The organism is Neisseria zalophi (assembly GCF_008807015.1).
Lineage (GTDB): Bacteria > Pseudomonadota > Gammaproteobacteria > Burkholderiales > Neisseriaceae > Neisseria > Neisseria zalophi.
Window position 1 is genome coordinate 91,620 of the sequence record NZ_CP031700.1, and the last position, 11,912, is coordinate 103,531.

At 44.6% G+C, this 11,912-nt stretch carries 10 protein-coding genes; all 10 read left to right on the forward strand.

Annotated elements, in window-relative coordinates; genetic code table 11:
* Positions 1-30 precede the first annotated feature (30 nt).
* The 10 genes from ribD (at position 31) to D0T92_RS00410 (ending at position 11,900) form a co-directional block, all read left to right on the forward strand.
* Positions 31-1,125: a bifunctional diaminohydroxyphosphoribosylaminopyrimidine deaminase/5-amino-6-(5-phosphoribosylamino)uracil reductase RibD gene (gene ribD / locus D0T92_RS00365; protein WP_151049161.1), complete on the forward strand. Its 1,095-nt coding sequence runs from the start codon at positions 31-33 to the stop codon at positions 1,123-1,125.
* Between the two features lie 419 nt (positions 1,126-1,544).
* The gene (locus tag D0T92_RS00370) at positions 1,545-2,849 is read left to right on the forward strand and encodes a nucleotide sugar dehydrogenase (protein ID WP_151049163.1); all 1,305 of its coding nucleotides are present in this window, start codon (positions 1,545-1,547) and stop codon (positions 2,847-2,849) included.
* Between the two features lie 98 nt (positions 2,850-2,947).
* Positions 2,948-4,000, forward strand: a complete 1,053-nt coding sequence (locus D0T92_RS00375; protein ID WP_151049165.1) for a Gfo/Idh/MocA family protein — start codon at positions 2,948-2,950, stop codon at positions 3,998-4,000.
* Between the two features lie 2 nt (positions 4,001-4,002).
* Positions 4,003-5,043 (forward strand): glycerol-3-phosphate dehydrogenase/oxidase, encoded by a 1,041-nt coding sequence (locus D0T92_RS00380; protein ID WP_151049167.1) that lies wholly within the window; start codon positions 4,003-4,005, stop codon positions 5,041-5,043.
* Positions 5,040-5,636 (forward strand): acyltransferase, encoded by a 597-nt coding sequence (locus D0T92_RS00385; protein WP_151049168.1) that lies wholly within the window; start codon positions 5,040-5,042, stop codon positions 5,634-5,636. Before D0T92_RS00380 ends, D0T92_RS00385 begins: the two co-directional genes overlap by 4 nt.
* Positions 5,636-6,715, forward strand: coding sequence for a DegT/DnrJ/EryC1/StrS family aminotransferase (locus D0T92_RS00390; protein ID WP_151049170.1), 1,080 nt, complete (start codon positions 5,636-5,638; stop codon positions 6,713-6,715). The genes D0T92_RS00385 and D0T92_RS00390 overlap by 1 nt, the downstream gene beginning before the upstream one ends.
* Before the next feature lie 142 nt (positions 6,716-6,857).
* Positions 6,858-8,297, forward strand: coding sequence for a lipopolysaccharide biosynthesis protein (locus tag D0T92_RS00395; protein WP_151049172.1), 1,440 nt, complete (start codon positions 6,858-6,860; stop codon positions 8,295-8,297).
* Between the two features lie 51 nt (positions 8,298-8,348).
* A complete protein-coding gene (locus D0T92_RS00400; RefSeq protein WP_151049174.1) occupies positions 8,349-9,518 on the forward strand; it encodes a glycosyltransferase in 1,170 nt (389 codons plus the stop codon).
* 11 nt (positions 9,519-9,529) lie between these two features.
* On the forward strand, positions 9,530-10,825 hold the full coding sequence (locus D0T92_RS00405) for an O-antigen ligase family protein (RefSeq protein ID WP_225315117.1): 1,296 nt from the start codon (positions 9,530-9,532) through the stop codon (positions 10,823-10,825).
* A 4-nt stretch (positions 10,826-10,829) separates the two neighbouring features.
* Positions 10,830-11,900 (forward strand): glycosyltransferase family 4 protein, encoded by a 1,071-nt coding sequence (locus tag D0T92_RS00410; RefSeq protein WP_151049176.1) that lies wholly within the window; start codon positions 10,830-10,832, stop codon positions 11,898-11,900.
* The last annotated feature ends 12 nt before the right edge of the window (positions 11,901-11,912 follow it).

Below are 11,912 nucleotides of genomic sequence, written 5' to 3' on the forward strand. Positions count from 1 at the left end.
ACTCAAAATTTATATAGAGGCCGTCTGAAAATGTTCGACGAAACCGATATACAAATGATGCAAAACGCCCTCGCCCTCGCATGGCAAGGGCGTTTTTCAACATCCCCCAATCCACGTGTCGGCTGTGTTATCGCACACGGCACACAAATTGTCGGACAAGGTTTTCATATCAAAGCCGGCGGCCCGCATGCCGAAGTCCATGCTTTACGGCAAGCTGGAGAATTTGCACAGGGTGCGACCGCCTATGTTACTCTCGAACCATGCAGCCATTACGGTCGAACGCCACCCTGTGCCATAGCACTGACCGAGGCCGGCGTGTCGCGGGTTGTCGCTGCTATGGCCGATCCTAATCCGCTGGTGGCAGGCAGAGGTTTCGCTATGCTTGAAGCTGCGGGCATTCAAGTCGAAAGCGGATTATTCGAAGCAGAAGCCCGCAAGCTAAACCGTGGTTTTTTATCCCGTATTGAGCGAGGCCGCCCGTTTGTACGCTTGAAATGTGCTGCCAGTATGGATGGTAAAACTGCCCTTTCAGACGGCCGCAGCCAATGGATAACCGGTGAAGAAGCACGGGCAGACGTGCAAATATTAAGAGCAGAAAGTTGCGCTATTATTACCGGTATCGGTACAGTACTTGCAGACAATCCGAAATTGAATGTCAGAGCATTTTCCACCTTACGCCAACCCGCACGCGTGGTTGTCGATACCGCACTAAAAATACCGCTCGAAAGCCAATTGATACAAGACAGCGGAAGCCCGACAATTATTGCGACCTTATCAGATAATAAAGAAAAATTACAAAAACTCACACAATATTCACATGTGAAAATTTTAAAGCCGTCTGAAAATAACGGTAAAATCGATCTCCATGATTTATTGGTTGTATTGGCTGAAGAAGGTTACGGTGAAATAATGATAGAAGCCGGTATTACATTATCAACCGCCTTTTTAGAGGCTGATTTAATAGATGAAATCATCTTATATCAATCAGCCAAGATATTGGGAAATCATGCCAAAAGTTTATTTGGATTTATTGACAATGAATCTGTCTTAAGCAAACCTGCCACATGGAAAACTGTTTCAGTAAATACAATCGGCAAAGATATCAAGTGGATTTTGGAAAAATAACCATTATTATTGTAAATAATATGAAGTATAATTTAAGCGTATTATTCCTGCATAATAATATGAAAAATTTTGTAAACTAAATATCATATATTTTCTATCTTACACTTATGAATAACGGCACTCCGGGCACTTTAAATTCGTTTCCAGCGTGCCGTTATCTTTTCAACAAGTTACTTCACCCTATAACAATTATTTTATTCATTACGGAACCGGTGTAGTCAATTTCTTTCAAATGGCTCTCTCTCCTTTAGCCATTCAAAAATTTGTTTTGTTTTTGTAAATATACCCGATTTGCATCAATACAATGAAACCGATAGACGGCAAAACAGTCATACTGTCAATATATCGCCGGTTTTGTACAATCAACTTTTGCTGATACTGCTCTCCCGGCATTTCTTTCCCTAGCAAGAGACTGCCTTATGAAAAATGCAACCATTCAAAAATTCACAGACAAAACAGCCAAAATAGGTATCGTCGGTTTAGGCTATGTCGGTTTACCTTTAATGTTGCGCTATGTTGACATCGGTTTTCAAGTATTAGGCTTTGATATTGATGCAGAAAAAGTAGAAAAACTGAATCAGGGCCAAAGCTACATCGAGCATATTCCTTCTGAAAAAATTGCCGAAGCAAGCAAAACACGCTTTGAAGCCACTACTGATTTTTCACGTATCGACGAAGTAGAAGCCATTATTTTATGCGTACCTACTCCATTGAATAAATACCGTGAGCCCGATATCAGTTTTGTCATTAACACCACTGATGCAGTTAAGCCCTATCTGCGCAAAGGGCAAGTACTCTCATTGGAAAGCACCACCTACCCCGGCACAACCGAAGAAGAATTACTACCACGTATGGAAGAAAACGGTTTGAAAGTCGGCGATGACGTCTTCTTGGTTTATTCACCGGAACGTGAAGACCCGGGCAATCCTAATTTTGAAACACGCACTATTCCCAAAGTGATTGGTGGACATACCCCTGCTTGCTTAGAAGTCGGTATTGCGCTTTATCAGCCGGCTATCGACAAAGTCGTTCCTGTCAGCTCAACCAAAGCAGCCGAATTAACCAAACTTTTAGAAAATATCCACCGTGCCGTCAATATTGGTTTAGTCAATGAAATGAAAATTGTGGCAGACAAAATGGATATTGATATTCACGAAGTCATCACTGCTGCCGCAACCAAACCTTTCGGTTTTGTCGCCTATTATCCGGGCCCCGGCTTGGGCGGTCACTGTATTCCTATCGACCCGTTTTACCTCACTTGGAAAGCCCGTGAATACGGCATCAACACCCGTTTTATCGAGCTGGCGGGAGAGGTCAATTCCTCTATGCCTGAGTTTGTGGTGAATAAAACCATGTTGGCATTAAACGACCGTAACCAATCTATTAAAGGCAGCAAGGTATTGGTTTTAGGCATCTCTTATAAGAAAAATGTGGACGATATGCGCGAAAGCCCGTCGGTAGAAGTCATGGAGCGCTTACGTGATTTAGGTGCACAGGTAGCCTATACCGACCCGCATGTGCCGGTGTTCCCCAAAATGCGCGAACACAAATTCGACTTGAAAAGCGAACCGTTTACAGCCGAAAACATTGCCGGCTTCGATTGTGTGATTCTCACTACCGACCACGATAAGTTTGATTACGATTTATTGAAAAAACACGCCAAGTTGATTATTGATACCCGTGGCAAATTCAAAGGTGCTGAGAAAAACATTATAAAAGCATAATCATTGTATGACGGTACCGTTATGCTTTCTCTAGCTTGATAAACATAACGGTCGCTCGTTTAAAACCCGTTTCACTATGATAAAGGCCGTCTGAAAATATGTTCGACACTATCAAAAACCGTAAAATTAAATTCGCACTTATTGGCTGTGGCCGTATTGCCAACAACCACTTTGGTTCATTTGAAGCATTGAAAGACCATTGTGAAATTGTCGCCGTTTGCGATATTCATCCGGAACACCTACAAGCTGCAGTTGAGCGCACCGGTGCCAAAGGCTATAGAAAATATGCGGATATGCTGGCAGAAACCGATGCCGATATTATTGTATTAACCACCCCTTCCGGCCTTCACCCCGAACAAGCCGTTCAAGCTTTTGAAGCGGGCTTTCATGTGGTAACTGAAAAACCGATGGCGACCCGTCTTCATGATGGCGAACGCATGGTTAAAGCCGCCGACAAAGCCGGAAAACGTTTATTCGTGGTCAAACAAAACCGCCTCAACGCTACATTGCAACTACTCAAGCGCGCAGTGGATGAAAAGCGTTTCGGTAAGATTTGTATGGTGCATCTGAATGTATTTTGGACACGCCCCCAATCTTATTACGACCAAGGCAACGGTTGGCGTGGCACTTGGGAATTTGACGGCGGTGCTTTTATGAATCAGGCCAGCCACTACGTTGATTTGACCGAATGGCTTATCGGCCCCGTACAAGACGTACAAGCCATGATTTCGACACACCGCGATATAGAAGCGGAAGATACCGGCGTGATGAATATCCGTTGGCGTAACGGCGCACTCGGCTCGATGGCCGTTACCATGTGCACCTATCCGAAAAATCTTGAAGGCTCGATTACCATTCTCGGCGAAACCGGTACGGTGCGTATCGGCGGCATGGCGGTCAATGAAATCCAAGAATGGAATTTTGCCGATACCCGCGATTACGACGAGCAAGTCAAAACCGCCAATTATGAAACGACTTCGGTTTACGGTTTCGGTCATCCGCTCTACTACAAAAACGTAATAGATGTCATGCGTGGTGAGGCAGAGCCGATAACAGACGGTCGCGAAGGCTTGAAATCGTTGGAACTGTTGATCGCCGCTTATCTTTCTGCGCGCGACAATAAAACCGTTTCATTGCCTTTGGTGTATTAAAGATGAAAATCGCTGTTGTGGGGGCAGGTATTGTTGGTGCATGTACCGCGTGGGCAGCAGCCGAACGCGGTTTGGCCGTTACCCTGTTTGAGCAAGATACCCCGATGTCCCACACCAGCCGTTCTTCTTCAAAACTATTACACGGCGGTTTACGCTATTTGGAAACCGGTCAGTTTGCTTTGGTTAAAAAAGCCTTACAGGCACGCCGTTTCTGGCTGGATCAAGCACCTCACCTGTGTCGGCCGTTGGGTTTATTGTTTCCTATTTATGAAAATCGGGGCCGCCCTAAATGGCAGATAGGTATCGGTACCAAACTATATGATTTTCTGGCCTCCGGTAGCGGCTTTCCCCGTAGCGCATGGTTGGATAAACAAACAGTATTGAAACAATACCCAACCCTACTTTCAGACGGCCTAAAAGGGGCATTTTCCTTTTATGACGCACAAATGGACGATTTCGCTCTCGGGCACTGGGTAATTGAAAAGTGCCGTAATTTAGGCGTAGATGTTGTCGAACACCATAAAATCGAATATCTGAATGATCTTGATACATTCGACCGCATCGCCAATGCCACCGGACCGTGGGCAATGACATTACGTGCACAGCAAAACGGTTTGCCTGCCTATACTCTCGATTGGGTTCGCGGCAGCCATATTTTAACCAATATCCCGACACCGGCTGCTCTGATGCTGCCGATACCGGGTGAAAAAAGGATTTTTTTCGTGTTGCCCTATCAGGGAAAAACCTTAATCGGCACCACTGAAATACGCCAAGACCACCCTGAAGCGGAACAAGCTTCCGAGCAAGAAATAGATTACCTGCTGGCGGCATACAATGCCTACCACCGACAGCCCATCAACCGCTCTGATATTGACAGCAGTTTTTCCGGTGTCCGCCCGTTGTTGAAAAGTGCAAGCAACCCCAGCGATGCCACCCGCGAATGGGCATTCGAGCGGATAGACAACGTCCTGCATATTTATGGCGGCAAATGGACTACTGCCAAGCTTCAAGGTGAAGCCGCTTTAGAGGAATTATTAAAATGACAGACTATACCGTACACCCCTCCGCCATTGTCGACGAAGGTGCAAAAATTGGTGCCGGCAGCCGTATTTGGCATTTCGTACATATTTGCAGCGGTGCCGAAATCGGCCAAAACTGCTCGTTCGGACAAAATGTTTTTGTCGGAAACCGGGTCAAAATCGGCGATAACTGCAAAGTTCAAAACAATGTTTCCGTGTATGACAACGTTTATCTCGAAGACGGCGTATTCTGCGGGCCGAGCATGGTATTTACCAATGTTTATAACCCGCGTTCGCTTATCGAACGTAAAAGCGAATACCGCGATACCTTAGTTAAAAAAGGGGCAACACTGGGCGCCAATTGCACGGTAGTCTGTGGCATCACCATCGGACGCTTCGCCTTTATCGGCGCCGGTGCGGTCGTGAATAAAGATGTGCCCGATTATGCGCTGATGGTCGGCGTGCCTGCACGGCAAATCGGCTGGATGAGCGAATACGGCGAACAACTGAATCTGCCTGTTCAAGGAGAAGGCCGTGCTATCTGCTCCCATACCGGTGCGGTATATACCCTTTCAGACGGCCGCCTGAGCAAATCAGAAGAAACAAGGAGCGCATAATGCAATTTATCGATTTAGCCGCCCAACAGGCACGGATTAAAGACAAAATCGATGCCAATATTCAAAAAGTATTGGCACACGGGGCTTATATTCTCGGCCCCGAAGTAGCCGAACTGGAAGAAAAACTAGCCGCCTATTGCGGTGCACAATACTGCATCAGCGTGGCTAACGGTACCGATGCACTGCAAATTGCTCTGATGGCATTGGGCGTCGGCGTGGGAGACGAAGTGATTACTCCCGGGTTTACCTATATCGCCACTGCCGAAACCGTAGCGCTACTGGGCGCAAAACCGGTATATGTCGATATTGATGAAAAAACCTACAATATTCATCCGGAACAAATCGAAGCGGCGATTACCGATAAAACCAAAGCAATTATCCCTGTATCACTCTACGGGCAATGTGCCGACTACGATGCCATTAATGCCGTAGCCACCAAATATAATCTGCCTGTGATTGAAGATGCCGCCCAAAGTTTCGGCGCCATCTATAAAAACAAAAAATCCGGTAATCTGACCACCATTGCCTGCACCAGTTTTTTTCCAAGCAAACCATTAGGTTGCTATGGCGATGGTGGTGCGGTGTTTACCAACGACGAAGCACTGGCCACCGTTATCCGCCAAATTGCCCGCCACGGCCAAGACCGCCGTTATCATCATATCCGTGTAGGCGTTAACAGCCGTTTGGATACGCTTCAGGCGGCCATTCTGTTGCCCAAATTGGAAATACTGGAAGAAGAAATGCAACTGCGCCAGCAAGTTGCTGCCATGTATGCCGAAGCCTTAAAGGATACTGGCATTGCCGTGCCGTTTATCGAAGCACATAACCGCAGTGCTTATGCCCAGTTTACTGTCCGCGTGAAAAACCGTGATGCCGTTCAGACGGCCTTAAAAGAAAACGGTATTCCGACTGCCGTCCATTATCCGATTCCATTAAATAAACAGCCTGCAGTGGCCAGTGATGCCCTACTACCGATTGGAGACTTGGTTGCACAAGAAGTCATGAGTCTGCCCATGCATCCTTATATGACGCAAAAACAGATCATGCAGGTTGCCGATGCTCTGAAAGCTGCTATTTAAAAGTATTTCAGACGGCCTCTCGGTACCCCAACCCCGATCTAAAAGCATAACAACGAAAACGATAAAAATTTAATTTTTATAAAATAATATTTTTCTTTACCACACACGATACAGGCCGTCTGAAAACTAAATTTATGAATACATGAATACACGCAAAATTTTCGGCTACGCACTCGGTCCCTTAGGGAGTGCTGCCATCGGTATTATCTCTCTGCCACTGATTTCTTGGTATTTCCCTGCCGAAGATATCGGGCGGATTGTAATGCTGCAAACCGTAGCCGCCCTCACCCTAAATCTAACCGGTTTGGGCTTGGATCAGGCATATATCCGTGAGTATCATGCCGCAACCGATAAAGCTGCATTGTTTCGAGCTATTGTATTGCCGCCTGTAATACTCACTGCCCTTCTTTGCCTAGCCATTGCGCTTATCCGTCTTTCATGGCCGTCTGAACAAGTACTGGAAATCAGCAACAATACACTCGGCTTGTTGTGCCTGATTTTCTTTAGCGGCTCGCTGCTCACACGTTATTTCGCCTTGATTTTAAGGATGGAAGAAAAGGCTTTTGCGTTCTCATTCAGCCAACTTGCCCCCAAAGTATTGATTTTGATTTTTGTCTTAATGAGTGTTGCCATAGGCTTTCCCACCCATACGTTGACACTCGTTTCCGCCTATACTTTGGCACAGGTTCTAACCGTTGTGATTTTGGTATTGCAAACTCGGAGTGAACTAAAAGCAGCAGCTTCAGTATCTCTTTCCACACCGCTACTGAAAGAAAGCCTACATTACGGACTGCCCTTGGCATTAGGCGGTTTGGCTTATTGGGGCTTTACCTCGGTAGATCGTTTTCTTTTAAAAGAATTGTCCGGCCTTTCCGAATTGGGTGTGTATTCCATGGCTGTCAGTTTCGGTGCCATTGCGCTTATTTTCCAAAATATTTTTTCGGTTATTTGGGCACCGATGGTGTTTAAATGGGTCAAAGAAAAAACCAACTTAGATAAAATAGGCAGCATCACCGAATCGATGACCGATTTAATTGCCGCATTAATCTGCATTGTCGGCCTTTTTTCACCATTGGTTAATTGGATACTGCCCGAAAAATATGCACCGGTTCAGTTTATCCTGCTATCAAGCATGCTGTTTCCGCTACTGTATACGCTCACGGAAGTTACCGGCATCGGTATTAATGTCAGCAAAAAAACCTGGTTGATTACTGTTTTTTCCCTTACTGCGCTGCTGTGTAATCTAGGCTTGCTATACGCGTTGGTACCCATAGCCGGTGCCCGAGGTGCCGCCATATCCACTGCTATATCTTTTTGGCTGTTTTCTATATTAAAATCAGAAGCATCCATACGTTTATGGCAACCGCTTCCAAGGATAAAACTCTACGGCAGTACCTTTTTATGCCTTGCTGTATGCTTGCTCTATACCTATTACGGCACCAGCCAAAATTACTACTTTTTCGCTGTATTGTGGTTGGCAGCATTAATCCTATTACTGTTTAAAAACCGTAATGCATTAAATAATTTAGCCGTACAGATAAAAGGCCGTCTGAAACACCGTTCCGGCCGACAACCTGAATAACAAATAATGGCACCGACTCTGCCCATTTGAACAATAATAAGGCGCCCCAGTATGCATGTTTTAATTATTCCCTCTTGGTATCCGGAAACGCCGGAAGATGTTGACGGTATTTTCTTCCGCCAACAGGCTCAGGCTTTGCAACGCTCCGGCCTGAAAGTAGGTGTGACCGCACCGCTGTTCCGCTCTTTACGAAGAACAAAATCAATTGTAATGGGGGGATACGGCATCCGCCATTATGTCGAAGAAAACATACCGACTTATGTCTACAAAAGCATGTATTTTTTCCCAAGGCTGCCGCTAGACCGTACCCGCTGGGTAAATGCCGGCAAAAAACTGTTTGAACACTACGTTCGTGATCATGGGTATCCGGATATTATTCACGCACATGCCATGAATTTCGGTGGTATTTTGGCGCACGCCATCCATGAGCAAACAGGTATTCCTTATGTTATTACCGAACACAGCTCCACTTACGCCAGAAAATTAATCCGCAATTGGCAATGGGATGCCATGCACTTGTCGGCACAAAAATGTGCTTCACGCATTGCTGTCAGCAAGCATTTCTGCACCTTGCTTGAAAAAATATACCGTGGTTTGGAATGGAAATATATTCCCAATATCTTATCCGCCCAAGCTTCGGAAGTATTTGATTTTTCTACCAAGCCACAAAACAGTCATTTTACCTTCTGCTCGGTCGCACATCTGAATTTTAATAAAGGCTTTGATATCTTATTGCCTGCTTTTGCCAAAGTATTGGAAAAATATCCCGACATACGGCTGGAAATCGGCGGTACCGGTTTGGCAGCACCCCAGCTGCATGAATTGGCCAAGCAATTGAATATACAAAATTCGATGAGTTTTTTAGGCGGCCTCCAATATCATGAAGTATTAAACCTGATGCGCCGTTCCGATGCTTTCGTATTGGCCAGTAGAAATGAAACCTTCGGGATGGTATTTATTGAAGCACTCTCGCAAGGGCTGCCGGTTATCGCCACACGCTGCGGCGGCCCCGAATCGATCGTGACGGAGGAAAACGGCTTACTGGTGCCTACCGAGGATATTGATGCACTGGCACAAGCCATGATTAATCTGTATGAAAACCGCCAAAACTATCACCCCGAATCATTGCGCAACGATTGTATCAATGAGTTTAGTGAAGCCAGTATTGTGAATAAAATTACTGAAGAATATAAAAACGTATTGTCCAATCAACAGAATTAAATTGAAAACTCATGAAAATAAAAAGCCAAACCATTTATATTTTTATGGTATATGCCATGCTTACCGCATATATGATCGGGCCGATGTTGTCTTATCTGGTAGGGATACCCCGTATTGATAATCCTTTATCGATGCTGTTTGTATTGGCTGCTTTGTTGATTGCTTTCTTAGAAAACAAACGTTTTATGCCCAAAACAGGATTGGCACTCTTAAGCTTGGCTTTAATGTCCGGCTGGTCTGCCATACATTTTTTTATCACCCCACTGGAAATGTCGAACTATGCAGATTTAACTTTCTTTTTAACCATCCCTGCCTTTTTCTATCTACTACATTTGATTCTTTCCCGCCATGCCGATAGAGTTGGTTTTATCCGCCATTTGATTATTGTATTTACACTGTTTATCTGTATACCGCCATTAATCGAACTTCTAACCGGCTTTCAATTTGTATCCGGAGACGAAATATTGGCTGTAGAAGCAGGTATTATTAAAGGTCTGTTCTTCAATCCCAATAATCTGGGCACCACCGCCCTGTGTTTGTCACCCACAGTATTATTATTTTTTAACCTACAAAAAACATCACTTAAAGATACCTTAATCGGCTGGCTACTCTTCTTATTATTGGGCTTTATTATTATTGCCAGTGCATCACGCACGGCTACCGTGTGTTACTTAGCACTCTTTTTCCTGGCTCTCGCATATCGGAACAATAGCTTCACAGTATTGTTATCCACCGGCTTGGTTGCTTTAGGCCTTTATTCCATACCTACCCGCTGGATACAGGATTTTTTATTGTCACTCTACGGCAATCCGTTTTTAGAAAATATTTCTTCGCGTTTATATCTGTTTCTATTCGATTTAGAGCAAGACAATTCCGTTTCTTACCGTAAAGAAATCTATAACTATTTCTGGGAAAATCCGCCTTTTTTATTCACAGGATACGGCCCTAAAAACTTTAACGAATATTTCGGTGGTCATTTAAGTTTCGAATTGGGCTTTGAGAATCCGCACAGCTTCCTTATCGAACTGTATTTAGGCTTCGGCATCATTTCCTTACTCGCATTTGCCGGCTATGTTATTACTTACATTTTTACAATGGCAACAACACATTTAACAAATAAACAACGCTTTTTCTCGCTGACTTGCTTGGCCATATTTTTAATCGGTGGATTTATTCCTTCTTCTATCTTGAGACTGCCGTTTATATGGCTCCCTTGTTTCTTGAGTTTTATTTATGCCACATATGCTTTGCCGGTCAAACATACAGTCTCGCGCAGACAACCTTATTTTCAACTAAAACGGTTATAACACAATGAAAATTATTTTAAGCACTTCAATGAGCGGATTAGGCGGAACCGAACATGCATCATTACGACTCGGCCGCCTCCTGAACCATTATGGACACGACGTTGTTTTAGCATCCTCTTCCGGGCCTTTATTGCAAGATGCACTGGATTTGGGTATCCGTTGGTATGACATTGATTTCTATTCTGGCGGGAAATTGGGCTATCTGAATGCCACACGCAAATACATGAAAATGCTGTCTCAAGAAAAGCCCGATATTATCCACTGTCAAATGGCACGGATTGTGCCGGCCTGCGCCATTGCAGCCAAAATCGCTTCGCCCAAAACCAAAGTTTTTTACCATGCCCGCGGCCTGCATGCGCCAACCTATCCGAAAATCGCCAAACTGTTTAATAAACTGAATGTTTATATTATCGCCAACTGCAAACACGAACGCGATAAGCTTATCCGCCACGGCTTTCCGGCTAATCGAATCACTTATACTTATAACGCTCTGCATAAAGTAGATTATGTACCGGAAAAAACCGATAAAGATTATGTGATGTTGGGCACATTATCACGCCTCGACAATATACGGGCCGTACATTTAATGTTGGATATTTTCAAGATTTTGGATGACCGCCATATTCCCGTACGCCTGCAAATCGCCGGCACGGGTGAGAATATGGAGAGCCTAAAACAACAGGCACAATCGTTAGGTATTGCCGATAAGGTTACCTTTCTCGGCGGGGTTCGCGATTTAACAACTTATTTTAAAGAAACCGATATTCTGGTTAATACACCTAATTGCAAAGGCGATGACTGTGCCGGTGTCGGTAATAATGTTTTGGAGGCAGGTTTATACAACACACCGGTAATTACTTACGATATGTCCGGTATTTCAGAAATGGTTGTCGACGGCAAAACCGGCTATTGCGTTGAGCTTGGAAACAAGGAACGTTTTGCTCAATGTGTTGAAGACTTAGTCAATAATCCTGAATTACGCCATCAATTGGGGCAGGCACTTCATGACCATGTTATCCGTTTATGTTCAGACGAAGAAATCTATCGGACAACAATGGCAGCTTATAATATGTAAGTTCGGAAGATA

What these genes read in the sequence shown, in the direction of transcription:
- ribD (WP_151049161.1), top strand. Translation starts at nt 31, where the DNA reads ATGTTCGACGAAACCGATATACAAATGATGCAAAACGCCCTCGCCCTC.
- D0T92_RS00370 (WP_151049163.1), top strand. Translation starts at nt 1,545, where the DNA reads ATGAAAAATGCAACCATTCAAAAATTCACAGACAAAACAGCCAAAATA.
- D0T92_RS00375 (WP_151049165.1), top strand. Translation starts at nt 2,948, where the DNA reads ATGTTCGACACTATCAAAAACCGTAAAATTAAATTCGCACTTATTGGC.
- D0T92_RS00380 (WP_151049167.1), top strand. Translation starts at nt 4,003, where the DNA reads ATGAAAATCGCTGTTGTGGGGGCAGGTATTGTTGGTGCATGTACCGCG.
- D0T92_RS00385 (WP_151049168.1), top strand. Translation starts at nt 5,040, where the DNA reads ATGACAGACTATACCGTACACCCCTCCGCCATTGTCGACGAAGGTGCA.
- D0T92_RS00390 (WP_151049170.1), top strand. Translation starts at nt 5,636, where the DNA reads ATGCAATTTATCGATTTAGCCGCCCAACAGGCACGGATTAAAGACAAA.
- D0T92_RS00395 (WP_151049172.1), top strand. Translation starts at nt 6,858, where the DNA reads ATGAATACACGCAAAATTTTCGGCTACGCACTCGGTCCCTTAGGGAGT.
- D0T92_RS00400 (WP_151049174.1), top strand. Translation starts at nt 8,349, where the DNA reads ATGCATGTTTTAATTATTCCCTCTTGGTATCCGGAAACGCCGGAAGAT.
- D0T92_RS00405 (WP_225315117.1), top strand. Translation starts at nt 9,530, where the DNA reads ATGAAAATAAAAAGCCAAACCATTTATATTTTTATGGTATATGCCATG.
- D0T92_RS00410 (WP_151049176.1), top strand. Translation starts at nt 10,830, where the DNA reads ATGAAAATTATTTTAAGCACTTCAATGAGCGGATTAGGCGGAACCGAA.